Raw genomic sequence first — 24,024 nt, forward strand, 5'->3', positions numbered from 1 at the left:
ATGAATAATGAATGACATTAGCACTCATGATCAACAATGTAATGAATTGGAAAATGTGATTGAAATTAGTCAGCTTAAAAAGCACTTTGGCGATTATCAAGCACTTAATAGCATTAGCCTTAACGTTCGTAAAGGACAAATATTGGCGTTACTCGGCCCTAACGGTGCGGGTAAAACCACGACTATCAATTGCTTATTAGGTTTTTTAAAACCAAATGCAGGTTATGTGAAAATTGCAGGCGTAGACCCTCAGCACGATGTGGTCTCGGTGCGCAAAAACTTGGCCTATATTCCTGAACAAGTTGCACTCTATCCTCGTTTAACGGGGCTAGAAAACCTAGTCTATTTCAGCAAAATGGCCAACGTGCATAAATCGACTGACGAATTTTTATCGTTACTTGAATACGTGGCATTACCTAGGCACGCGATCAATAAACCCATCAACAGTTACTCAAAGGGCATGAGGCAAAAGGTAGGCATTGCTATTGCTGTAGCAAAACAAGCAAAAGCGCTAATATTAGATGAACCCACATCGGGTCTTGATCCTTCTGCAAGTTATGAATTTAGCCAGCTGATTAAGCGCTTAGCCCAACAAGATGTGGCTATTTTGATGGCTACTCATGATCTATTTCGTGCCCAAGAAGATGCCCACAATGTGGCTATTCTAAATCAAGGGCGCCTTGTTGATTCACTCAGTTTTGAACAAATTCAAACCGTGCAACTCGAGTCAGTGTATTTACAGCACATAAAGGCGGCACAATCATGCTAGTGCTAACTGCAAAAAAAGAGTGGCTTGATGCAGTCCGACAAGGGCAAGCTGCGTGGATCTGTGCCATTGCAACATTACTACTTTTACTGGCCTCTATTGCCAGTTGGCAAAGTCATCAAAACTACAGCGTAACCAAAACGGCAGTAGCTAAATCAGAGCGTACGCGCTGGCTTGAACAAGGCGAGAAAGGCCCGCATTCTGCGGCCCACTATGGTGTGTATGTGCTCAAACCTGAATTGAGTTTAGCTATGCTTGATCCTGGCCTGCGAGATCATCAAGGTAATGTCTTACGTCTTGAAGCACATAAACGTAATGACACTGTTTTTCGCGCCATTCAAGACACGATTCCAATGCAACGCTTTGGTACGCTTTACCCATCATTCGTATTACAAGCGTTGCTGCCTTTGTTGATTATTTTAGTTGGCTACCCGTTAATTGCAGGAGAACGAGAACAAGGCACACTTAAACAACTACTCGCAGCGGGATGTTCACCAACAAGACTCTTTTTTGCAAAGGCTGCACTATTAATGTCAGTGGCTTGTGTGATGCTAATACCCTTTGCATTATTTTTACTGTATAGCGGCCTTAGCCTGCCAAATACTCATTGGTTAAGAGTCAGTTTGTTTGCACTGAGTTATGTCTCTTATTTATTCATTTGGTGCGTATTAACCATTGCTATCTCAAGCATAATGCCAACAGCAAGACGCGCGCTAATCGTTTTACTTGCGCTGTGGGCCACCAGCAGTTTATTACTACCAAAAGTGGCTATTAGTATCGCAACCTCGAAACACCCCATTGAATCAGGCCAATCATTTCAGGCTAAATTAGAATCACAGGTGTATACCCCTGAACGCCTGCAAGCAATTGCACAATTTAAACAAGACACACTACTAAAACATGCGGTAACAAACACAGCCGACCTCCCTTTTGATTGGTCAGGTGAACAACTACAATTTGGCGAGCGCTATGCTGATAAAATTTTTGATACACTCTTTGATACCCGCACTGCAAAGCTTAGTCAGCAGGCACAAAGTTACCAATGGGCCGCACTGTTAAGCCCTTACATTGCGCTGCAAAGTTTATCAATGGGCTTTGCAGGCACCGACCATATGCATCATCAACACTTCACCAGTGCCGCTGAGCAACATAGAAGAATGATGCAGCAAGTGCTTAATTTTGATCAGCGCGATCATGGCCATAAATCATCAGGCCAATATGTAGCAGATCAAACATTGTGGAGCGCCATTCCTACTTTTAATTATCAAATTCCTCATTTACAACACATGATAAATCATTATTACGTGGCACTATTTTGTTTATCGGTTTGGCTTGTATTGATCTGCCTGTCTAGTGTTTATGGTATTCGTCGTTTAAGTAAAGGAATGCAAAAATGAAGCAATTAATAATCGCAAACGACTTAAAAAATTTATGGCGCGAAAAACTCGTCACCTTTGTTATTGCAATCAGCCTTATATTCGCTGTATTAGCTTTTTATAATGGCTATCAGTTTAGTCAATCACAACTATCAGTTATCGATACCGCAAAGCAACAGCAACAAACAGCAATCGACTTAGCCAAGCAAGGTTTAGCTGCCAGACTCAACAATAACGATGCCATTAATTGGTGGGATGATGTGTATGATTTACGAGGCCAAGCTTTTTATTTAATGATTAATTATGCTACCAAACAACCGCTTGCAACGGCTCCCATAGCTACCGGTCAAGCCGACGTGTTCCCCTATTACTTTCGGATGTTAATCACCGAAAAACAAAATATAGTACAGCAATATGATTACGTTAATCCGTTGCAATTGTTACTAGGTCAATTTGATCTCGCATTTGTGATCATTTACTTATTGCCATTATTAATTATCGGCCTTAGTTACAACGCCTTGTCACAAGAGCAACAATCTGGTCAATTAAGATTGCTATTACTGCAAGGTGCAAACCCATGGGTATTGTTATACAGCCAATTAATACTGCGCGTATTATTAGTGTTACTACCCTTTTTAATTGCCGCTAATAGCCTACTGTTTTTTTACAGTGAAAGTTACACCGTTACCGATGCGGTGGCTTTCTCTACTACCGTGGTAGTTTATTGCTTATTTTGGAGCTGTTTATGCGGTTTTATAATCAGCCGAGGAAAAAGCGCAGCAAACAACGCCGCCATACTGATGACTAGCTGGCTAAGTTTAGTGATCATTATCCCCACCACTTTCAATACCATTAATCTAATGGCAAACCCAACCCCATCAAGGCTGCACTATATCGACTCTTTGCGCAGTAACACTGATGCTGCCAATAAGGCGTCGGAAAAAACCTTAGCAAAGTTTTTTTCCGATCACCCTGAACTGGCAGCCAATAATGACGGCTCAAGTGATTATGCCACAAAAAAGATTGCCACAATTATTGCGATTGAAAAAGCAATGCAACCTTATGATGAGCAATTTGCACAGGCTACAACAACACAACAGCAATACGCGCAAAATTATAAATTTTTATCACCTGCCACCATAGTGTACTCCGCATTAGTTGAACTTGCCGGCAATGGGCTTACGCGTCAGCATGCCTACATGTCAGCGGTAGAGCAACACCATCAAAAGCTGCAGCATTTTTTTAAAACAGAAATTGTAAAAGCAAGTCAAGCAGGTGATTTCTCTCCTTGTAACGGCTGCAATGCCAAACCTACATTGACTGATTTAGCAACCATTCCTCAATTCAACATGCCAACAAGCACAATTCCTCTTGCCATTTGGTCTTTAGCTTTACTATTTTTGATAAGCTTTGGTTTAGCTATAATTACCAAACGCAGAGTGACTCAAATCGGCTTAGCAGATGCTCAGCAGGTAGTAGTGTAAATCCATCAGTAAGGACTTTTAGCTTAAAAACACAAAAGCCCAAGTAAAACTTGGGCTTTTAAACAACGGTTGTGTTGTAATAAATTTAGAACGGCATTTTCATACCAGGTGGTAATTGCATACCACCTGTTACTTTACTCATACGCTCTTGTGTTTCTTCAGCTACACGGCGTACCGCGTCATTACACGCCGCAGCAAGTAAATCTTCAATCATGTCTTTGTCGTCTTCCATTAAGCTTTCATCTAGCTCAACGCGACGAACATTATGGTTACCAAGCATCGTTACTTTGACTAAACCAGCACCGGCTTCTCCAACCACCTCTAAGTTAGCAATTTCGTCTTGGGCTTTTTGCATGCGCTCTTGCATTTGCTGCGCTTGCTTCATCATATTACCCATTCCACCTTTAAACATAACTTTCTCTCTTTCTATTTCTAATTGCCATGAAGATAAGGGCTATTGCAGTGAATTACAATGCCTGAATACTGTTTTCATCGATAATTGCAGAAAATAGCTGCTGCAACTGCACGATGTTTTCATCATTGTTGATCACATCGATCGCTTGCTGATGACGTCCCGCATCTATTTTTTGCTGAATTAAATACGGCGAGTCAATTACTCCTGCTGCAAAGTTAATTGTCAACTCAACATTGTGCTCATAGATAGCTGCAAGTGCTGCACTTAACTTTTGCCGTAACATCGGGGTATCGAGGTGTTTTTGTGATTCATCCACTTCTAAATGCAGTTGTTGTTGCTGTTTAGAATAAATTGAATGCAATGCAAACTGACGCATCCGCCCACCAAGCCCCATACGCTTAATTAAATAAGCCCACTCATCTTGCTGATGCGCAAAACGAATATCGCTGATCGGACTTTGAAAATCATCCGGCACTTGAATATTTATTTCAGGCTCTGCCTCAGCCACCACTTTTTGTGGATTAATTTGCTCCAATAACTCGGGCGCTAAATTTTCTACTATCGTCTGATGCTTTTCTTTAAAGTCAGGCTTGATAACCTTTGTTGGCATACTCTTAGGTGTGTAGCTGCCAGCCTCGGCTTGACTAGGTGCCCCCGTTATCTGGGGTTGTGACTTTTTTTCGTCAGGAGTACTCTCAATTTCGGGAGGGGGACTCGTTTGCACTTGAGTTGATGCTTTTCCACCAGATAAAGTGCCTGCACCTGAAATATTTCTATCACGTAAAATACGAGCAATTGCAGACTGTGCTTGCGCTTCTTGTTGACTAATATCTGTCGCCATTGGTTCCACTGACGAATTGCTACTGTGTAAAGCCGAATCTGTTTGTTCACCATGATGAGCATTGTCAGGCTGAAAACCTTGCTCAACCGCGTTACTCATCACATCATCATATTGTGATGCTAACTGTTGCTCAAGTTCGGCCTCTGATGCGTACTCAGTGTCATGTATATTGTTCAATTGCGGCGTCATTGACGTCGCTTGCATAAGCTGATTATTCGCTACGCTAAATGGCTGTTGTTCCTGCTCTTGTTCTTGCTCTATAACTTGGGGGGTATCAGTATTCCTAATTGTTTTTTCATCATCAACAACCGCAGATGAAGTGGCGTGCTCAGTTGTTTGATCAGCAATAGATTCTGATGGTGTAGGCTTATTTTTATTAAGAATATCCCTGAGAGAGCCCGCACGATCACGCTTCTCATCAGCCAATGTGGCTGTTGAGGTTGTGCTGACAAGTGCTTGGTTATCAATTGGTTGAAATGCCAGTAAACGCAGCATGATCATTTCAAAACCTAAACGTGGTTCAGGCGCCCATTGTAAATCTTTTTTACCGTTAAGCAGCAATTGATAATAAACCTGAATTTGCTGTGAGTCGCAGCTAAGCGCTACTTCACTAATAAATTCTCGGTTGTAATCATCTAACTTGGCTGCATCAGGCACTAATTGGCTTAACTGCACTAAATGTGTCAGACCGATAAGATCGTCTAACAAAGCCGTATAATTTGCATGCTTGCTGGCAACTTGCTCAATTTGCGCCATTAATGCAGCGCCATCTTGGGCTAATAATGCGACCAACAAGTGTTGGCTATAATGGTTGTCCATCAAGCCTAACATTGCTTGTACTGCTTGATGCTTGATATCACCATTGGTTTGTGCAATTGCCTGATCGGTTAAGCTCAATGCATCACGCATACTACCATCAGCCGCTTTGGCGATAATTTGCAGTGCTTGTGTTTCAAAACGGAGTTTTTCTTCGCCTAATACATACTCAAGTTGTTGGCGTATTTCAGACTGCGATAATGAATTGAGATTAAATTGCAAACAACGTGATAAAATTGTGACCGGAAGTTTTTGTGGATCAGTGGTGGCGAGTAAAAATTTAACGTGCTCTGGGGGTTCTTCAAGCGTTTTTAATAATGCGTTAAAACTATGCTTTGAGAGCATATGCACTTCATCGATAAGGTACACTTTGTAGCGACCACGAGTGGGGGCATATTGTACGTTATCAAGAATTTCTCGGGTGTCTTCAACCTTCGTCCGTGATGCCGCATCAATTTCAAGCAAGTCAATGTAACGCCCTGCTTCAATATCTGTACAGCTACTACATTGCCCGCAAGGTTGTGCCGAAATCCCTTCGTCACAATTTAAACTTTTTGCGAAAATTCGCGCGATGGTGGTTTTACCCACCCCGCGAGTCCCAGTGAATAAATAAGCGTGATGCAGTCTATTTTGTGTTAAAGCATTGACTAATGCTTGTTTCACATGTGACTGTCCAACCAGTTCATGAAAGGTCTGTGGTCGCCATTTTCTCGCTAGGACTTGATAACTCATTAATTATTCGCCTTCGAATTCAACCAATTTAAGAATTTTAATACCCATTTTTTCAATACGTTGCTCGCCGCCCAGTTCAGGTAACGATACTACAAATGCTGCATCTGTCGCATGACCACCTAATTTGTTCACTAACTTAGCAGTCGCTTCGATCGTACCACCAGTCGCTAATAAGTCATCCACTAAGAGCACTTTATCACCAGGGACAATCGCATCTGTATGTAATTCTAAAATATCTTCACCATATTCTAGCTGGTAATCTTGAGAGATCACAGCCCGTGGCAACTTGCCCGGTTTACGCACAGGAATAAACGGGATACCAAGCGCATATGAAAGTGGTGCACCAAAAATAAAGCCACGAGATTCAGTACCAATGATTTTGGTAAAACCTTGATCTTTATAGGCACTAATGAATGCATTAATAGTTGCTTGGAATGCAGCCGGATCAGCCATTAACGTTGTTACATCACGGAACATAATGCCCGCTTTCGGGTAGTCCGCAATAGTAGTAATACTATCTTTGATGATAGATGGAGTTACTTGAGTCATAATTTAAATTATTTTATCTGTAATATTACAAAGCAAATAAGTATAACATCACAAAAATCAGTTGTCGGCAGGAAGTTTAGAAAAAGATAAGGCTGCAAAGGCAGCCTCTGAATTTGCTTGGTGCAAAATTAAGATACTGTGGTGATCCAACCTAGGATTGCATTTAAGCAGCCGATCCCAACAAACACAGCTAAAAATGCAAGAAAATACATTGCATTAAATGGGTCTTTAAAATCTTTATCTTCAGACATTGGTACTACCTTTTATTAAGCGCGACAAATTAAGGCGCTCATAATAGACGATGTAAAATAATCAATAAAGGTTTTAAGCGTGATTTTTTGTCACGATGACGCCACGGTCTGCCATCGCACTTAGCGTCGCAATTGCACCTTGCTGTAATTGTTCTATTGTAAATTGTTGGGCGTGCTGCGCAACTTGCGCTACCAGAGCAGATAATTGAATACCCGGTGTACTATCTATAATAGACAACAGCAAAGCTGTCATTGCATTGGTCGCAAGAAACTGCACTTCATCGTCTATATCACGATACACCACAAAGTAATGAGGCTGCTCACTAGGCTGCTGTGGCTGAAAATCAGCACTGATATGCTGTACAGGAAATTGATAACTTAGATTTCTAGCGCTACTACTTAAGTATAACGCCGCCTCACATAACTCCCCAGTAATGGGGCACTCCATTAAGTCTGTTTGCACTATAGATACATCAAGCTCAATCCATTCATAATGGGCAAGCTCCAGCATAAATACAGGATCACTTGCTTGAAATGTGTAGTCACTGCTTAAATATGCAACAAATTCAGCGGCAATATCCAAAAAGTAAGGTGATTGACAATCGTGCTCAGCAAAAAAACGCCGAATTAGCTGTAACCAGTCATCATCACAGTAGAGTGTTTTTAAAACTGGGAAGCCTGAGGAAATAAAACCGTTGATATTATTAAAAAATAAATCACGGTAAATCGCCATGCGACGATCTTCGATACCATCAGGCTTTGCTTGTCGTTGCGGGTTTCGTATATGCGCCATAAAGGCATTTTGGGTATCAATCAAACTCATATTAAGCACTTTCTTTATTTTCAGTAATCGCATGCTTCGCTTGTAACTGATGAATTATATCTAATTCTTTTATAAGCTCAGCTACGCTTGGAATATTAAAGTCACGCTCTAATAAAGTAGGAAACACACCGTGATGTTGGTATGCAAGATCAAGTAGGTGCCATACCGGATCAATCACATCGGCACCGTGAGTATCAATAATTAAATCATCCGCTTCATTATAGTGTCCTGCAACATGCCCATAAGCAATTCGATGTGAGGGCAAATTTGCTAAAAAGTGTTCACTGTCGTAACCATGATTGATTGAATTCACATATATATTATTTACATCAAGGAGCAATTTACAGTCCGCTTGCTGCAGAACCTCATTAGTAAAATCCAATTCGCTGATCTGCTGATCTGGCGCGGCATAATAAGAAACATTTTCAATGGCGATTTGCTGCTCTAAAATATCTTGTACTTGCTTAATGCGCGGTACAACATGCTTAATTGCCTCTTCTGTAAAGGGAATAGGCATTAAGTCATACATATGACCGCTACCAGAGCAATAACTAAGGTGTTCACTAAAAAGTTTAATATTATGGGTGTCGAAAAACACTTTTAACGATTTTACAAATTCAATATCTAGCGGTTCAGCAGAGCCAATAGACAATGATAAACCATGGCAAACGAAATTATTTGTATCTGTCAGTTGCTTAAACTGTTTGGCAAATCGTCCTCCCAACTTTAACCAATTCTCTGGTGCCACTTCCATAAAATCAATTTGACTTGGTATTTGGGTGAGCAGCTCGTCGAGCATCTCACGGCGCAAACCAAGACCTACCATGCCAAATTCATCTTGTTTCATTTCTGCCATTTTAATCTCCACCAATAAAAAGGGCCTATGCAGGCCCTTATTATGCATTGCGACTAATCGTAAAACTTAATTAGCTACGGCCACCGCATTTACCTTCGCCGCACTTACCTTCTTTTTTGGCCTTTGCGTCTTTAGCATCGCCACCGCATTTGCCTTCGCCACACTTGCCTTCTTTTTTCGCTTTTACGTCTTTAGCATCGCCGCCACATTTACCTTCGCCGCACTTACCTTCTTTTTTGGCTTTTGCGTCTTTAGCATCGCCACCACATTTGCCTTCGCCGCACTTGCCTTCTTTTTTAGTTTTGTGCTCTTTTGCATCACCACCGCATTTACCTTCGCCACATTTACCTTCGGTAGCATCAACTTGGTAACCCGTTACCATTTGTTGAAATTCAAAAGGGTTAGCTTGAGCATCTGCAGAAATAAAGCTTGTGCTGCCAACTACGACTGCGCCTAATGTTAACGCAATTGAATTCTTTTTAATTGTATTCATTTTATGACTCTCTCTAAACAAAGGATGTATACCCAAACCACCTCAAGATACTAATTCTGTATCTTGAGGTGGTTTGGGTATATTAGTAGACCTCGCTACAAAAAATAATATTTCACTTGCTCGCAAGTTTTTACATTATTTTTGCTTTCACGGCAAAAGTCACACAACTGACGAGATTAACTATGGGAGTAAAATCGGGATTTATCAATATATATTATAACTAAGCATTTATAGCTTAGCTGCATGATTGGCATCTTGAGGTAGCTTCAGTATACAGGTAGACTACGCTCCCTTTGCAGTAGTATTAAGTGCCTCTATTATGAAATTAGTTTTAGCGCCTATGGAAGGAGTTGTCGACTTTAAAATGCGTCAACTACTCACCGATATTGGTGGTTTTGATCTATGCGTAACAGAATTTGTTCGTGTAATAGATGCTTGTCTACCTGACAAAGTGTTTAATCGCTACTGCCCAGAGCTTACCAATCATGGATTAACTCGCGCTGGTACACCTGTACGTATCCAATTACTTGGTCAAGTGACACATGCTTTAGCTGAAAATGCGGTAAGAGTAATCGAATTGGGTTCCCACGGGGTTGACCTTAATTTTGGTTGTCCAGCGAAAACCGTCAACAAGAGCAAAGGCGGGGCTGTGCTACTCAAAGATCCAGAGCACATGTATGAAATCATCAAAGCAGTCCGTGATGCAGTACCTAGTGAGCATCAAGTCAGTGCCAAAATTCGCTTAGGCTTTGATGATGATAGTAATAGCCAAGAAATTGTTGATGCTGTTGTTAGCGCTGGTGCTACAAGCATAGCTATCCATGCCCGTACTAAACGCGATGGCTACAACCCCCCTGCTTATTGGGAAAAAATTCCACCACTGATTAAAGATAAAAACATTGCGGTGGTCGCAAATGGTGAAATTTGGCAAGTAGAAGATGCATTACTTTGCCAACAGCGTAGTGGCTGCACTGACTTGATGCTAGGGCGCGGCGCGCTTTCTCACCCTGATTTAGCGCGAAAAATAAAAGCACATGTCAATAGTGAGCACTATACAGGCTTGCATTGGGAACATATTCTGCATCATTTAATTAATTCTGCCATACACCATGATCCTGCCAAAGATGAAAAGTATTTTGCTTCTCGTACAAAGCAGTGGTTAGGTTATTTAAAGCGCCAATATTCACAAGCTGATGCTTTGTTTGACGAGATCAGACGTTTAAAAATAAAAGAAGATGTCGCTAATGTTTTGAAAAAATACGCTATTGCACCTTAATTTGACACACATCATAGTAGACTTTTTTTAATTAATGAATACTGCAGCATTGCTCAATCAGGATAATGATAATGGTCAATGCTCAACACCACCTACAACATTTAAATCAAGAGTTAGATCAAGTTAGGGCTTCTTTGCTCTTCACACTATCAAACTCAACTAACCTATTACATCAATCACTTGCTGAAACCTTGCAACAGAATAACCCTGAGCAATGGTTAGAGCTCATGCAAAAACAGCTTGGCACTGAATATAAAGAAAGTATTACTCGCTTAGAAAAGCTTGAAGCTGCGGTATGCCAAATAGATATTGGTCAATATGGTTACTGCTGTGATTGTGAGGAAAAAATTGACTCGCAACGGCTTAATGCCGATCCAACTGTACAACGTTGTATACGCTGCGAGTCAAATTCATAATGTAGTTACTGCGGTGTAAGTAATGAGGCAAACGAGAAGCTTTGTGCTGGGTAAAAAATGATATCAGCAAGTAAATAATCAACTTGTTGTGGCGTCATTTGTAAATGTTTCAGTAAATTCACTCTCGCTTGTTGCACAGTCCAAGCATGGTAATGGATCCCCAAGTCGGTTTCCATCATAGCTAACCAAAATGTGCGCTCTTCAGGCGTTAGCCGTGTTGCGATTTGTGCTGCATTAAGTGTGAGCTCATGGTAATTCTGTGCCCAATCAAAACCAGCTGTGTTCTGCTTAGATAATGTAAAACGTTGTGCAAGTACTGAATGCTGATGATTCTCAGCAAAAGTAATCATGTAAGGGACTTGCTTCATGTCCTTTAGCTGAGCTTGTATTGCAACTAACCAGTTTATTGGTGCTTTAGTTATACCAGAAAAGTAATTTAATTTACTTTGATACCAAGGCCCGCCATTAGATAAGCCATATAAACCAACACTCCCGCGTGGCGTATAGCTTGCTAAATAATCATTAAACTGAATAAGTGTGCGCTTAATTGTCTCAGGTAAGTCACTACGAGCAAGGCTTTTCGTTACCTGTGACTGTAGCGCAGTAAGTTCAATTGAATTGAGTCTTAGCTTACTTTCTTTAGCTGCTACTAGTTGTTGTTGAGTAAAGCCAATCCAGTTATTAATAGCGTCAGTAATGTCGTTATGCTGATTGTGATCCAGCATATTATCCAGCACTGGAATATGTGCAGGCCAAGTAAAATAACGCTGCGGAAAACGCTCTGCAATAATAAGATAATCCAATGAGCTCTGCGCAGCTGGTGTTAACTCAAGCCCTTTCATAGCTTTATAGATATTGTGCCGCTCCTTTAAATAGGCAGCACTGAATGGAAACTGTGACTCAGACACACTGCTAATTGCATCTGTTGGTCTTAGAAATTGATTTAATCTCTGCAATGCTTGTTGAGCTTGCTCTTTATTTTGATACTGGTTGTTTGTATCACCGCATGCACTCAAAAAAAGCACTAAGAGACATAGCCATATTAGGTGTTTTATCATCAGTGTAATCCAATAAAAAAAGCCCCTGAGGGGCTTTTTAATAATTGCTATAGCAAATTAAAGTTAAATTTTAACACCGTTGCGAGCGGCTTTATCTTTAATAAATGTAGACCAACCTTTAGCAAACTTGCGAGTGCGAGGGTCATCCATTGCTTTAGTAATTGCAGCATAAGCTTGCTTATACTTTTCTTGATAGTAATAAGCTTCTGCTAAATCTGAATAAATAGTTCCTTGCTTATCAGAACCTAATTCAAGCGCCTTGTTCAAACGAACCACGGCTGCACTATAATTCTGCGACTGCAATAATAATGAACCTGCTTTGCGGTAAAGCTCAGCGTCGTCATCAAATTTTGCGGCTTCTTCATAGTACTTAGCTGCTTTTTCAATATCTTTAGAGCGATGGTAGTTACTTGCCACTGCGCTGATATTTTGTTTAGTACGTTTAACAATCTTATCATCAATTGACTTCTCTAAAACCTTAGCGGCTTTATAAGGAATTTCATTCAATGAATAGAAGTTAGACAAAACTTTATAATCAACTTCAGCTTCAAAGTAACCGTTTTTGTAAGCTACTTCCATCGTCGCAAGACCTGTTTTATAGTCTTCCGTCTGAAGGTAGTATTTACCTAAACTTACCCATGCTTTTTTATCGCCAGGCCAGATACGAACAATTTCTTCACCAACTTTAACCATATTTTTATAGTCTTTAAGTTCAAAGTAAGAACCTAATTTAAGTTGATAAGGGCCTTTATTAGGCTCTTTTTGAAGTTTAATTGCTTTATCAGCAGGTGAAAAAACGTCTTTGAATAATCCTAACTGGTAGTTAGCTTGGGCTATACGAGTATAAACCGTCGCATCTTCTTCACCAGTAAAATCCATCCACGCTACGTAAGCTTTTTTAGCTTTTTCATACTGCTCAGTACCCGCGTACATATCGCCTAATGTTTTTAAACTTTGCTCTTGATCAGCAAAATTTAAAATATCAGGGGCAACAGCTAACTCTAGGTGTTTAATCGCAGTTTTATACTGCTCTTTTTGACCATACATACTACCTAAGTAGCGGTTAACGGTTGCTTTGTCGAAATCATCAGACGCTTCGATTTCTTTCAACATGGCGATTGCTTCATCAAGCTTTTCTTCGTTATACAAGTCAAACGCTTTAATAACTTTTTTACCAACGCGCTCACCCATAACTCTAGTCTTAGCTTTTTTGCGCGCTTCAATCTTTGCGGCATCCGGCGCTGCTAGAACTGGTGCAGTAAATACTGCACCCGAGAGAGACATAAGTACCGCAAGTGCTGTTACTTTAGATAAATTTCTCATTACTTGCCTCCTTAGTTGCCTTGGTTAATTTTAAAGTCTAGCTGAACTTGTAAACCAACTTGCTTTTGCGGCTTACCGTCAATGATTTTAGGACGGTATTTCCACTTGCTCAGTGCACGCTTAGCTTCTCTATCGAAGATGCGTTTAGGGTCTGCGTCAATTACTTCAACATCAGTTACCCCACCCAGCTCATCGATTGAGAACGAAAGTTGTACCCAACCTTCTTTACCATCACGTGCCGCTTGTGTTGGATATTTTGGTTCAATACGAACGATAGGTGTCGCATCACCATCTCGTCCAAATGCCCCTGGACCACTTAGACCACCGGCCGAACTTCCCACATCGATGCTGCCCATATTAAATGACATTGCACCCGGATTAGGGTTGTTGTTTTCCGGCTGTGGCGGCTGCGGTTTAGGCGGCTGCTTTGGCGGTGGAGGCGGCGGAGGCGGTACACGCTTCCGTTCCTGCACCTTAGATTCAGGCGGATTCGTCATAATTTCGACTATGATCTGCTCTTTTTGTTCCGTATTACGGTCAGCCCCACCAGAGATGAGGAAGGCCATGAAGTAGAACAAGCCGAAAGTAACTGCCCCACCTGCAATCAGTGAAAACAGAAAACGAATCATTACTGATCTCCAGCTATTGAAATTCTCAGGTTATCACCCGTCGCTTTGATCTGGTCCATAACTTTAACCACTGTGCCGTGTTTTGCTTCTTTATCAGCTTGCAAAATTACAACTTCAGTAGGTTGTTCTGCTAGTAAGCTTTCAATTTTTGCTGAAACACGTTCAACATCAACTTGTTGCTTATCAATCCAGATCTCGCCGTTGTTACGAATCGCAATAAAAATGTTAGCATTTTTTTGCTTCGTAGCTTGGGCCGCTTTTGGTTTATTGACCTCGATACCAGCCTCTTTAACGAACGATGTAGTTACGATAAAGAAAATAAGCATGATAAATACGATGTCAAGCATTGGTGTCATATCTACCGCTGCTTCTTCTTCTTCACGAAAACGTTGTTTACGTGCCATATTTAATTCTCTCTCTAGTGATGAGGCATGCTATCTACAAGTTTGGCTTTCACCATTCTCGCTCTTGCCTCAAGGCGTGAGCTAAAGAATACTCCAGATAGTGCCGCAACCATTCCAGCCATTGTTGGGATTGTTGCCATTGAAATACCTGATGCCATTAAACGTGCATTACCTGTACCTTGGCTGGCCATGGTTTCGAAAACCGCGATCATACCCGTTACTGTACCAAGTAAGCCTATTAAAGGACAAACAGCTACTAATGTTTTAATCAACAACATACGCTGATCTAATTTTTCAGACGCTTCAGAAATCCATGCTTCACGGATTCTGTGTGCGTACCAAGACGTAGTGTCTTGGCGGGCATCCCACTTAGCTACAATTTCCTTCGACATGCGAGGAAACTCAGCAAGTAAGAACCAATAGCGCTCAATCATTAAAACCCACATAAGAAAGAGTGCTATCGCGACCACGTATAAAACCTGGCCGCCTGTGCCAACAAAATCCCTGATAGATTCCCAGATCTCCATCAGGACTAGCATTAGGCTTTCTCCTTCTCCGCGTGAGTCGCAACGATACCCGCGCTTTGCTCATCAAGGATGTGTAATACCGACTTACTACGACCCGCAACAACAGCGTGAAGAAGAATAAGTGGTAATGCAGCAATTAGACCTAGCGCAGTAGTTACAAGTGCTAGAGAGATGTTACCTGCCATGATTTTCGGATCACCTGTACCGAACAATGTGATTGTTTGGAACGTTAAGATCATACCGATTACCGTACCTAATAGACCAAGTAACGGCGCGATTGCAGCAAGAATTTTAATGATATTGATACCAGCTTCAATGCGTGGCGTTTCACGAAGAATCGCTTCATCTAATTTAAGCTCAAGGTTTTCAACGTCTTGGTTCTTGTTATCATGGTACACTTTAAGAATACGACCCAGTGGGTTGTTTGTATTCGGTGTAGCAACATTTTTAAGTTGGCTCTTAATCTTACTTGTAGTAAGTGTAAGGTCAACAAAACGAACTGCAGTGATTAAGATACCTAAACCTAATAACGCAGTGATGATGTAACCAACTACGCCACCTTGGTGGAAGTATTCTTCAAGCGTCGCTTTTTGTGTATTGATACGTAAGATAGCACCACGTGTTGGATCCACGTATACACCTGCATAGTTATCAGCAGAAGTATTTGCTAACTCATCGATACCAGCAAGGATATAGCTATCAGGTTGCTTACCTAGCGGCTGAATTGATTTAGTTTCTGGTGAATAGATTAAGTAGCCGTCGTCTGTAACTAAGTTAAAGTTACCGATACGTGTTACTTTTTTCACTGATGGGTTACCGTCAAGACCAGCAACTTCAGTTTCAAATGTAGAAACTTTAGCAGACTCAGTCATTTCAGTTTGTAGTGAAATCCAAAGCTCTTCTAATTCACGTACTGTTGGAAGTTCTTTAGCAGCAGCTAATGAACGTAAGATTTCAGCACGGCCTGGCTTTTCAGCAGAAACAAGTGATGCTTCGATTGAACCGATTGCATCTTGTGCTGCACGACGTACAACACCAAACATCTCACCTAAAGTACCTTGTGCACTTTGAAGAGCTGCTTCTTTTTCAGCTAAGGTGTTTTCGTTTTGTGCATATTGCTTTGTTAAGCTATCACCACGTGCTTTTTCAGCAGCTAATTGGCTTTTCGCTTTGTTAAGTAACGCTTGCTTATCAGCACGATCTGCTAAAAACTCTTGCTCACGTTGCTTATTGATTTTGCCTTCAGAGATACGCTCTTGCTTTACTTGCTCAAGGATTTTATCTAAAGCATCTGTATTTGCATGTGCATTAAGCGCGGTACCTGCAGAAACAGATAGTACTGCTGCAACAGCAAAACCTTTAAATAGTTTCTTCATTATTGATTACTCCGCGCCAAAGATTGGTAGTTTAACAAGTTCTAATGTCGCTTGCTTACGCGCCATACGAATAACTTCTTTAACAGGTTTTAGGTATTCATCACCTAATTCTTTCCACTGCTTAGTGTTGTTATCCCATACCCATGCGTGCTTTAAGTCAAACGATTGAGCAACGTAAGTGATACGACCTAGTTGGCCGAAATCAACGTTGATGCTCTTACCATCAATCTCTAAAGTACCTTGTGATGCAGCAACTAAAGAGCTGTATGCTGCTTCAATTGTGTATGCTTCTAATACTTGACGGAACTTCTCTGAAGTCGTTACAGAAGAAGAAACCATTGTTTCACGTAATCTTTCAACACGCGCCAAACGATTGTCACTGTTAAACGGAACGTCCGCTTTGATGAATTGCTCAAGCGTATCGATCATGCGATACATCAAAGGCACAACGTTTTGTTTTGTGTTGTCGATCGTCGCGATTTGACGGTCAAACGATTCAATTTGTGCATTTTGGTCAGCGACCAAACGTGCAACGTGATCGTTGTATACTTTCAAAAGCTCAGATTCATCAACTACGCTACGGTACTCAGCTAATAGCTCTTGAGTTTGACCATATACGTTGTCAATTTTAGTTTGAGACTTAACCGCAGCCGTTTGAATTTGTAGACCTGCTTTTTGCACGTCATTCAAAGGATCTGCAATCACATTGCTGCTTGCAAATGCAAACGCGCCAACCAACGCAGTTGCTACAAGACTCTTTCTGATTTTAACAGACATAGTTCCCAACCAATTAAGTAATGTTACTTTTATAATTTAATTACCTCCCGAAGGAGACAACCCTGATATCTTTTAATAGATATCAACCCTCCAATAATGCTAAATGCAATGCACGCTGTCAACTTGATGTTTGGAATTAGCTGGAAATAAATTAATTCAATCACTGCAAACTAAAACACGAAAAACAAAGGATTAACATTATTGTAACAGCAGTAATTTCCCATATAGTGTAAAAGCCGCTAACTAAGGAGTGTTTTATCTACTTTAGTTAATTGCAAAACATTAATGTAACATTCTGTCTGTAATTTTTAGGCGCTAAAAAAAGTTAATAATATTTTTAAATAAGCGTAATCATTCAGTAAAAAAGCCTTTTTATGCAGAAGTTCATTCACACCTGTGTTTAAAAAAACTTCAAATCAGAACATCAACTAAAAAAGTGTACTGACATTTTTACATCCAAAACTGCGTGTATGCTTTTTTATGCTGATAATAATCGTAACGGGTGATATTTCTATGCCGCCACGATTTAGTTTTATTTAAAAGCCTCTCAATGAATAACCTTAACTATCCCCAATAAGCAAACAGGGTTAATACCAATCGACTTAAATATTTAACCATTCTAGCGGGCTAAATAAAGCGCTAATTGCGTTATAAATTTTTCATGTACGACTGCATGGATGCAGGAGGTAGAGCAATGCAGGAGCAATTGCCGAGAACAACTACATGTCAAAATTTATGCCTTGTTATCACGCCATTTATCTGTCGCTATAAATGGTCAGTAACTTAACACGATTGGTATAACTCGTTTATGAGGATGAACTTTTCCCACCTGATACATTTTCTGACTATATAAATACAAAAGGTCCATAACAACCAGATTGCTGCTTGCTTCATACTCAATACAGTGCTTAATTACGAGGATTTAAATGAAATAGCGGTTACGTAGAATAAGTATTTTAATGTAGAAGAAAGCAAAGGTAATAAGTAATAGTAGTCAGGGAGTTTTACGAGTAAAAGATTTTTATCTAACGAGATACAGAGCAATTTTGCATTGGTATCTATAAAAGTGAAGAGAGGAAATAGTATTAATAAAGGGGGAATTATGGTGAAACAGAGTCCTGTTTCACCAAGTTGAACCTAGGTTCACATAATTGAAATTATGCTACTTCTACATTCTCAGCTTCAGGGCCTTTTTGACCTTGCTTGATGCCGAAAGACACTTGTTGGCCTTCGCTTAGAGTGCGAAAACCTGAGCCTGTAATAGCGCTGAAATGTACGAATACGTCAGGACCATTTTCTTGTTCAATAAAACCAAAGCCTTTAGCTTCGTTGAAGAACTTAACTTTACCAGTAACCGTGTTTGACATACCAAATTTTCCTGTAAGTCAATAATTAAAATTCAGCCAGATTGGCTATATCCTCCCTGAGTGAGTGCCCAATAAATAGCTGGGATAAAGTACAGGAAGAAGTAATAACCATTAACCGGAAACCTTACACGCCGCACATAAACCAAAAATTCAATACGCAAATACTCAAAGCAAGTTAAGGTTAACACAATATAATTGTTTTAGCTCTATTAATTAAAAAATATTTTAATTGCCCTATTTCTATAGATAAAACAGGACTAAACGATTAATTATAAGGCTAAAATACCTGATACCGTGTTAATGATAAGCGGCTTATTTTACTTGCCAATCAATTACTGACTCAGCTTTAATTGGAACAACATGATCATTACCCAGCGGGTAGCTTGCAGGTACAGTCCATGGTTGCTTAACTAAAGTTACAGTATCTGTGTTTCTCGCAATACCATAAAAATCAGGACCAAAGTGACTTGCAAACCCTTCAAGTTTATCTAGCGCACCTGCATCTTCAAATGCTTCAGCGTATAACTCAAGGGCAGCATGTGCCGTGTATGCACCTGCACAACCGCACGCAGCTTCTTTTTTATCTTTATAGTGTGGCGCCGAATCCGTGCCCAAGAAAAACTTGGTACTGCCACTGGTGGCCGCTTCTATTAGCGCTTGTTGATGCGTATTACGCTTTAAAATAGGTAAGCAATAATAATGTGGGCGAATGCCTCCCGCTAACATATGGTTACGGTTATACAGTAAATGGTGGGCTGTGATAGTTGCGGCCACATTAGCGGGTGCATTATTTACAAAATCAACGGCATCTTTAGTGGTGATATGCTCAAGTACAATCTTTAAGCTAGGAAAGTCTTTTACTACATCAACCAAGATCGTTTCTAAAAATACTTTTTCGCGGTCAAATATATCAATCGACGAATCGGTCACTTCCCCATGGATCAACAGTAACATCCCAACTTCTTGCATAGCGTTTAGTACTGGGTAAATATTCTTCATTGAAGTAACCCCAGAATCTGAGTTAGTTGTCGCACCTGCAGGGTAGACCTTTGCGGCAACAATTTTTCCGGTAGCGTGCGCTTTTTTGATCTCTTCAGGAGAAGTATTGTCGGTTAAATAAAGTACCATCAAAGGCTCAAAATTACCTTGTGGTCCAGCTGCCATGATGCGTTCACGGTACGCAAGAGCCGTATCCGTACACACTGCCGGAGGCACTAAATTAGGCATTATAATTGCTCGTCCCATGTAGCGACTAATATCACGTACTGTGTCTTTTAACTGATCACCATCACGTAAATGTACGTGCCAATCATCCGGACGAGTTAGGGTTAATGTAGCTGTATTTTGAATTTCTTGATTTGACATTACTTTGTTCCACGGCTGAATTTAGTCGATCATAGGCATATGCCCTAGCCGAGTAAAGATTTTATTCTGGTTTTTAATGATGCTCATTAACTATACATCACTCCATCAATAACTTGGCCTGCGCTTGTGTTTACAGCTAAGCACCTAAAATTTTTAATTTTTCTTTGTTTGTAAGTTAACAATCCGTTAATGTGGGACTATATTGATGACAAGTAAACGGTATATTCACGCGTGCCACATGCAAAGTAAAATAGACTTATCTTCAGCGCTTGAGGTTAAAACAGAGCAACTGAGTATTATTAATCAGTTTTCATCAAGCTTACTGCAACTAGATAAACTCGATGAACTGTTCGACTATGTCACTACAGAAGTCGTCAAACGTTTAGGCTTTGTCGATTGCGTTATTTATCTCGCCGATAAAAGTGGTACCGCCTTGCATGAAGTCGCATCTATGGGTGTATCACACGCTAACAGTGACTACACTATTGAACAAAAGACCATTGCTTTTAATCAAGGCATCACAGGTCATGTGGCTTCAACAGGTCGCGCTGTTATCATTGGTGATGTCAGTACCGACAGCCGATATATTGCAGACATGCGCCCTGCTATGTCTGAGCTGTGTGTTCCTTTGGTATATAAACAACAGGTTTTAGGGGTTATTGACTGCGAACATCCTGCGCGTAACTACTTTACCGACGCCCACCTAGAAATTTTAACTACCGTAGCGCATTTGCTCAGCGCAAAAATAAATCAGGTCAACACTGTAGAAAATTTACAGCAAACAGTTAGCCAACTAAATAGCGCGCAAAAGCTCGAAGGCACATTACTACAAATCGCTAATTTAACCTACCAAGCCAATGATTTAGATGCTTTTTTAGCATCCTTGCACACTATTATGACCAACTTACTGCGCGCCGATAACTTTTTGGTAGGCTTATATAATAAAAATCTCGATATCCTGGATATTGTTTATATTGTAGAAGAAGGTGTGCGCTCAAATGCCCATAAAAAGATTTCTAAAGAACAGCTAAAACATACAGCATCCTACTACCTATTAAACTCCGAACAATCACTACTATTGAATAAACAAGAATATCAGCAATATATCGCAGCGGGTCATTTTAAAATGGTCGGCAGACAATCCGAGTCTTGGCTTGGTGTGCCCTTTAAGGTAAGTGATTATATGAGTGGTGTTATTGTGGTCCAAAGTTATGATAAAACCCACCACTATAATGAGCATGACCGAGCTTTACTCACTTATGTAAGTCGTCAGATCAGTATGGCTATTGATCGACAATTGTCTCGCCAGGCACTTGAGCACCGTGCTTTACATGACGAGTTAACGGGTCTTGCAAACCGTTCTTTACTTATTGACCGTATTAAACATGGGATCTTACGACTTACCCGCACACCTAAAGGGACCTATCATGCTCTGTTGTATTTAGATTTTGACAGATTTAAAAGCATCAATGACTCGTTAGGTCATGAAGTGGGGGATCATTTTTTGATTGCTATTTGTAAATCAATTCAAGGGACTATTCGTAATACCGACACATTTGCGCGGCTCGGCGGTGATGAATTTGCCATTTTTATGGAAAACATCACTCATAAAAACCAAGTGAATGATGCCCTAAAGCGGATCAAAAAAGCACTGGCTGCCCCACTTAATATTGATGGTCACTTATTGCAAGCCTCTACCAGCATTGGCGTTGCATTTTGCGAAAGCGAAAACGATAAAGCCTACCAACTACTTCAGCACGCCGATGCCGCAATGTACGAAGCTAAATCAACAGGTCGTGGACAGGTAAAGTTTTTTAATAATACCATGCGTAAAAAGCTAAAAAGCCATGCAGACATAGAAAATGACTTGCAGCATGGTATTGAGCACAATGAATTTGAACTTTATTTTCAACCTATTTTTAGCATTCAACACTGTAAAGTGATAGGTTTTGAAGCTTTAGTACGTTGGCATCACCCTAGTAAAGGCTTTGTAGCCCCCAATGATTTTATTCCCATAGCTGAAAGTACTGGGCAAATCATAAATCTAGACCTTCATTTACTAGAGCTGGCAGCAAAGCAAATTGCAGCTTGGCAACAACAAGGTAAACGGTTTTTGCGGATCACGGTAAATGTCTCATCCAGGCACTTTGCAAGCGTTGACTTTATCTCGCAGATCCACGCTATTTATAATAAATACGCACTCGAGTTAGGATCTTTATGCTTGGAGATCACAGAGTCAGGGTTAATTGAAAATTTAGAGTTAGCTACCAAGATAATTGAAGGTTTAGCACCATTAAAAGTGAAATTATGCTTAGATGATTTTGGCACTGGCTATTCGTCACTCGGGTATTTGCACCAACTCCCCATTCATGTATTAAAAATCGATAAAAGTTTTATCGATCACCTAACCGATACAGCCACCCCACTCGTTGACGCTATTTTATCACTTGCAGCGTCACTAAAATTAGATGTTGTTGCCGAGGGAATTGAAACCCAAGAGCAGCTAAGCATCTTACAAAAAACTCAGTGTGATTTTGGTCAAGGTTTCTTAAAGGCCAAACCAATGCCCGCAGCACAAGCAATCTTACTAATTGATAAGCCACTGTAACGTTTGCATAAAAAAGCCCTGCATTGCAGGGCTTTCTCAGTAATATTACTTTACCCGACTAACCAATGCGCCATAAGTGCAATCACAGGAAGGGTGATCAAAGTTCTAAGAATGAATATTATAAACAACTCAAAAATATTCACCGGAATTTTACTTCCCAATAAGAGCGCACCAACTTCAGACATATAAATCAATTGGGTAACACTCATTGCAGCAATGATAAACCGAGTAACATCACTTTCAATGGTGCCTGCTGCTAAAATTGATGGAATAAACATATCGGCAAAACCTACCATAATAGTTTGCGCAGCGGCTTCAGCTTCAGGGATCTGTAATAACTCTAAAAATGGAATGAAAGGTTTACCTAGGTAAGCAAAAATTGGCGTATATTCAGCAATAACTAACGCAAACGTGCCCACCGCCATTACGATTGGTAATACCGCAAAAATCATGTCTAATGCGTTGTGAATACCTTCTTTCAATGTACCGGTAAAACCTGGTGAATGCTTTGCTTTATTAAGCGCGACATGTAAAGCATGGGTAAGAATATTTTTGTCATGAGGCACGCGCTCTTTATGCGGATCTGGCTGGCTGCCATCAATAAACACATCTTTTTTAAAGCTCAACGGCGGAATGCGCGGCACAATCAATGCAGCAGCAACGCCAGCCAAGCACACAGTTAAATAAAACGGTGCAAATAGCTTCTCAAGCCCTACTTGCCCTAACACCACTAAACAGAAGGTAATCGAAACAGCAGAAAAAGTAGTTCCAATGATAGCCGCTTCACGCTGGGTGTAATGCTTTTTCTTCATATTGGCGGGCAGTCATTAAAATACCCACACTGCCATCCCCCAACCACGATGTTGCGCAATCAACCGCACTTCGCCCAGGTACACCAAATAGTGGCCGCATTACTTTAGTCAACAATGTTCCCACTAATTCAAGTAAACCAAAATTCAGCAGTAAAGGCAGTAACAGACCCGCTAAAATAAACACTGAAAATAACACTGGCAGTAAATCTTTTAATACTAAGCCACCGGTATTTTCTGAAGTAATACCGGTAAAAATAGGCTGTAGCGGCGCAGGGAGTGCCGAGGTTATATCCGGGTTATTAAAACTTAAAACGGTCAGAATAATAAACGCCATACCAAATAGACGGATCACTAACCATAACCAGTGCACATCAAAAAGGTGTTTTAAAAGTGAGGATTTCATTAATGCCGCTGGTTTAAATAGTTTCATCACTAATGATAAAACCCCCGTGATACAAATAATCACAGTGAGTAATAAATCAATATAAGATGCGACAGCCGCCTTTACAGCTTTAGCCAGAACGGCAATGGGAATAGTCATCGCTCCATCCATTGGCACTGGAGTCATGAACAAGAATACACCGATCAGTGACGGAATGATAAAAGTTAACCATACCTTTAAGTCAAACTGCTCGGTAGAAGGAGTTAGATTAGACATTGTTTTCAACCTGTAGAAACCACAAA

22 protein-coding genes and 1 pseudogene are annotated in these 24,024 nt (G+C 40.5%); 6 read left to right on the forward strand and 17 right to left on the reverse strand.

Features of this window, described 5'->3' with window-relative positions; translation table 11 throughout:
- The first annotated feature begins 7 nt into the window (after positions 1-7).
- From KAN5_RS08170 to KAN5_RS08180, 3 genes are read left to right on the forward strand one after another with little or no spacing between them, the layout of a single operon-like run.
- Positions 8-769, forward strand: a complete 762-nt coding sequence (locus tag KAN5_RS08170; protein ID WP_244390891.1) for an ABC transporter ATP-binding protein — start codon at positions 8-10, stop codon at positions 767-769.
- Positions 763-2,163 (forward strand): DUF3526 domain-containing protein, encoded by a 1,401-nt coding sequence (locus KAN5_RS08175; protein ID WP_244390892.1) that lies wholly within the window; start codon positions 763-765, stop codon positions 2,161-2,163. The genes KAN5_RS08170 and KAN5_RS08175 overlap by 7 nt, the downstream gene beginning before the upstream one ends.
- Entirely contained in the window at positions 2,160-3,626 is a 1,467-nt protein-coding gene (locus KAN5_RS08180; protein ID WP_244390893.1) for a DUF3526 domain-containing protein, read from the forward strand. Before KAN5_RS08175 ends, KAN5_RS08180 begins: the two co-directional genes overlap by 4 nt.
- An 85-nt stretch (positions 3,627-3,711) precedes the next feature.
- Here the strand turns inward: KAN5_RS08180 and KAN5_RS08185 are convergent, their stop codons facing one another.
- The 7 genes from KAN5_RS08185 to KAN5_RS08210 all read right to left on the reverse strand — a co-directional run bounded on the left by KAN5_RS08185 (position 3,712) and on the right by KAN5_RS08210 (position 9,402).
- A complete protein-coding gene (locus KAN5_RS08185) occupies positions 3,712-4,038 on the reverse strand; it encodes a YbaB/EbfC family nucleoid-associated protein (RefSeq protein WP_016707773.1) in 327 nt (108 codons plus the stop codon).
- A gap of 55 nt (positions 4,039-4,093) precedes the next feature.
- Positions 4,094-6,430: a DNA polymerase III subunit gamma/tau gene (dnaX, locus tag KAN5_RS08190; protein WP_244390894.1), complete on the reverse strand. Its 2,337-nt coding sequence runs from the start codon at positions 6,428-6,430 to the stop codon at positions 4,094-4,096.
- Between the two features lie 3 nt (positions 6,431-6,433).
- Positions 6,434-6,979, reverse strand: a complete 546-nt coding sequence (apt, locus tag KAN5_RS08195) for an adenine phosphoribosyltransferase (RefSeq protein ID WP_016707775.1) — start codon at positions 6,977-6,979, stop codon at positions 6,434-6,436.
- Between the two features lie 128 nt (positions 6,980-7,107).
- On the reverse strand, positions 7,108-7,230 hold the full coding sequence (locus tag KAN5_RS17535; protein ID WP_016707776.1) for a hypothetical protein: 123 nt from the start codon (positions 7,228-7,230) through the stop codon (positions 7,108-7,110).
- Between the two features lie 73 nt (positions 7,231-7,303).
- On the reverse strand, positions 7,304-8,053 hold the full coding sequence (locus KAN5_RS08200; protein WP_016707777.1) for a putative DNA-binding domain-containing protein: 750 nt from the start codon (positions 8,051-8,053) through the stop codon (positions 7,304-7,306).
- A gap of 1 nt (position 8,054) precedes the next feature.
- A complete protein-coding gene (locus KAN5_RS08205; RefSeq protein ID WP_138555192.1) occupies positions 8,055-8,909 on the reverse strand; it encodes a DUF692 domain-containing protein in 855 nt (284 codons plus the stop codon).
- A 70-nt stretch (positions 8,910-8,979) separates the two neighbouring features.
- Positions 8,980-9,402, reverse strand: a complete 423-nt coding sequence (locus KAN5_RS08210) for a hypothetical protein (RefSeq protein WP_138555191.1) — start codon at positions 9,400-9,402, stop codon at positions 8,980-8,982.
- 319 nt (positions 9,403-9,721) lie between these two features.
- Between KAN5_RS08210 and KAN5_RS08215 the strand changes: the two genes are divergently transcribed.
- Positions 9,722-10,678 (forward strand): tRNA-dihydrouridine synthase, encoded by a 957-nt coding sequence (locus KAN5_RS08215; protein WP_244390895.1) that lies wholly within the window; start codon positions 9,722-9,724, stop codon positions 10,676-10,678.
- A gap of 71 nt (positions 10,679-10,749) precedes the next feature.
- Positions 10,750-11,094: a TraR/DksA C4-type zinc finger protein gene (locus KAN5_RS08220; RefSeq protein ID WP_016707781.1), complete on the forward strand. Its 345-nt coding sequence runs from the start codon at positions 10,750-10,752 to the stop codon at positions 11,092-11,094.
- Positions 11,095-11,099: 5 nt separating this feature from the next.
- On the opposite strand, the gene KAN5_RS08225 is transcribed toward KAN5_RS08220, so the two are convergent.
- The 9 genes from KAN5_RS08225 to pyrC form a co-directional block, all read right to left on the reverse strand.
- On the reverse strand, positions 11,100-12,110 hold the full coding sequence (locus KAN5_RS08225) for a hypothetical protein (protein ID WP_138555189.1): 1,011 nt from the start codon (positions 12,108-12,110) through the stop codon (positions 11,100-11,102).
- Between the two features lie 105 nt (positions 12,111-12,215).
- The gene (locus tag KAN5_RS08230) at positions 12,216-13,475 is read right to left on the reverse strand and encodes a hypothetical protein (RefSeq protein ID WP_016707783.1); all 1,260 of its coding nucleotides are present in this window, start codon (positions 13,473-13,475) and stop codon (positions 12,216-12,218) included.
- An 11-nt stretch (positions 13,476-13,486) separates the two neighbouring features.
- Positions 13,487-14,104 (reverse strand): energy transducer TonB, encoded by a 618-nt coding sequence (locus KAN5_RS08235; protein ID WP_016707784.1) that lies wholly within the window; start codon positions 14,102-14,104, stop codon positions 13,487-13,489.
- Positions 14,104-14,508: a biopolymer transporter ExbD gene (locus KAN5_RS08240; protein ID WP_016707785.1), complete on the reverse strand. Its 405-nt coding sequence runs from the start codon at positions 14,506-14,508 to the stop codon at positions 14,104-14,106. Before KAN5_RS08240 ends, KAN5_RS08235 begins: the two co-directional genes overlap by 1 nt.
- Positions 14,509-14,522: 14 nt before the next feature.
- Positions 14,523-15,047, reverse strand: a complete 525-nt coding sequence (locus KAN5_RS08245; RefSeq protein WP_016707786.1) for a MotA/TolQ/ExbB proton channel family protein — start codon at positions 15,045-15,047, stop codon at positions 14,523-14,525.
- On the reverse strand, positions 15,047-16,411 hold the full coding sequence (locus KAN5_RS08250; protein ID WP_016707787.1) for a MotA/TolQ/ExbB proton channel family protein: 1,365 nt from the start codon (positions 16,409-16,411) through the stop codon (positions 15,047-15,049). The genes KAN5_RS08245 and KAN5_RS08250 overlap by 1 nt, the downstream gene beginning before the upstream one ends.
- Positions 16,412-16,417: 6 nt before the next feature.
- On the reverse strand, positions 16,418-17,188 hold the full coding sequence (locus KAN5_RS08255) for a DUF3450 domain-containing protein (protein ID WP_016707788.1): 771 nt from the start codon (positions 17,186-17,188) through the stop codon (positions 16,418-16,420).
- 1,157 nt (positions 17,189-18,345) lie between these two features.
- Positions 18,346-18,555, reverse strand: coding sequence for a cold-shock protein (locus KAN5_RS08260; protein ID WP_016707789.1), 210 nt, complete (start codon positions 18,553-18,555; stop codon positions 18,346-18,348).
- Between the two features lie 312 nt (positions 18,556-18,867).
- Positions 18,868-19,920, reverse strand: coding sequence for a dihydroorotase (pyrC, locus tag KAN5_RS08265; protein WP_244390896.1), 1,053 nt, complete (start codon positions 19,918-19,920; stop codon positions 18,868-18,870).
- 238 nt (positions 19,921-20,158) lie between these two features.
- Here pyrC and KAN5_RS08270 point away from each other — a divergent pair, with 238 nt between their 5' ends.
- Positions 20,159-22,528 carry a GGDEF domain-containing protein gene (locus KAN5_RS08270; RefSeq protein ID WP_016707791.1) on the forward strand — a complete coding sequence of 790 codons (2,370 nt, stop codon included), beginning with the start codon at positions 20,159-20,161 and terminating at the stop codon, positions 22,526-22,528.
- 50 nt (positions 22,529-22,578) lie between these two features.
- On the opposite strand, the pseudogene KAN5_RS08275 reads toward KAN5_RS08270, so the two are convergent.
- Positions 22,579-23,998: pseudogene (locus KAN5_RS08275) on the reverse strand (YjiH family protein).
- Positions 23,999-24,024: the final 26 nt, after the last annotated feature.

The organism is Pseudoalteromonas sp. KAN5 (assembly GCF_022846535.1).
In the GTDB taxonomy this organism is placed as follows: domain Bacteria; phylum Pseudomonadota; class Gammaproteobacteria; order Enterobacterales; family Alteromonadaceae; genus Pseudoalteromonas; species Pseudoalteromonas haloplanktis.

Coding starts and splice junctions, on each gene's coding strand:
- KAN5_RS08170 (WP_244390891.1), top strand. CDS start 8: ATGAATGACATTAGCACTCATGATCAACAATGTAATGAATTGGAAAAT.
- KAN5_RS08175 (WP_244390892.1), top strand. CDS start 763: ATGCTAGTGCTAACTGCAAAAAAAGAGTGGCTTGATGCAGTCCGACAA.
- KAN5_RS08180 (WP_244390893.1), top strand. CDS start 2,160: ATGAAGCAATTAATAATCGCAAACGACTTAAAAAATTTATGGCGCGAA.
- KAN5_RS08185 (WP_016707773.1), bottom strand. CDS start 4,038: ATGTTTAAAGGTGGAATGGGTAATATGATGAAGCAAGCGCAGCAAATG.
- dnaX (WP_244390894.1), bottom strand. CDS start 6,430: ATGAGTTATCAAGTCCTAGCGAGAAAATGGCGACCACAGACCTTTCAT.
- apt (WP_016707775.1), bottom strand. CDS start 6,979: ATGACTCAAGTAACTCCATCTATCATCAAAGATAGTATTACTACTATT.
- KAN5_RS17535 (WP_016707776.1), bottom strand. CDS start 7,230: ATGTCTGAAGATAAAGATTTTAAAGACCCATTTAATGCAATGTATTTT.
- KAN5_RS08200 (WP_016707777.1), bottom strand. CDS start 8,053: ATGAGTTTGATTGATACCCAAAATGCCTTTATGGCGCATATACGAAAC.
- KAN5_RS08205 (WP_138555192.1), bottom strand. CDS start 8,909: ATGGCAGAAATGAAACAAGATGAATTTGGCATGGTAGGTCTTGGTTTG.
- KAN5_RS08210 (WP_138555191.1), bottom strand. CDS start 9,402: ATGAATACAATTAAAAAGAATTCAATTGCGTTAACATTAGGCGCAGTC.
- KAN5_RS08215 (WP_244390895.1), top strand. CDS start 9,722: ATGAAATTAGTTTTAGCGCCTATGGAAGGAGTTGTCGACTTTAAAATG.
- KAN5_RS08220 (WP_016707781.1), top strand. CDS start 10,750: ATGGTCAATGCTCAACACCACCTACAACATTTAAATCAAGAGTTAGAT.
- KAN5_RS08230 (WP_016707783.1), bottom strand. CDS start 13,475: ATGAGAAATTTATCTAAAGTAACAGCACTTGCGGTACTTATGTCTCTC.
- KAN5_RS08235 (WP_016707784.1), bottom strand. CDS start 14,104: ATGATTCGTTTTCTGTTTTCACTGATTGCAGGTGGGGCAGTTACTTTC.
- KAN5_RS08240 (WP_016707785.1), bottom strand. CDS start 14,508: ATGGCACGTAAACAACGTTTTCGTGAAGAAGAAGAAGCAGCGGTAGAT.
- KAN5_RS08245 (WP_016707786.1), bottom strand. CDS start 15,047: ATGCTAGTCCTGATGGAGATCTGGGAATCTATCAGGGATTTTGTTGGC.
- KAN5_RS08250 (WP_016707787.1), bottom strand. CDS start 16,411: ATGAAGAAACTATTTAAAGGTTTTGCTGTTGCAGCAGTACTATCTGTT.
- KAN5_RS08255 (WP_016707788.1), bottom strand. CDS start 17,188: ATGTCTGTTAAAATCAGAAAGAGTCTTGTAGCAACTGCGTTGGTTGGC.
- KAN5_RS08260 (WP_016707789.1), bottom strand. CDS start 18,555: ATGTCAAACACGGTTACTGGTAAAGTTAAGTTCTTCAACGAAGCTAAA.
- pyrC (WP_244390896.1), bottom strand. CDS start 19,920: ATGTCAAATCAAGAAATTCAAAATACAGCTACATTAACCCTAACTCGT.
- KAN5_RS08270 (WP_016707791.1), top strand. CDS start 20,159: ATGCAAAGTAAAATAGACTTATCTTCAGCGCTTGAGGTTAAAACAGAG.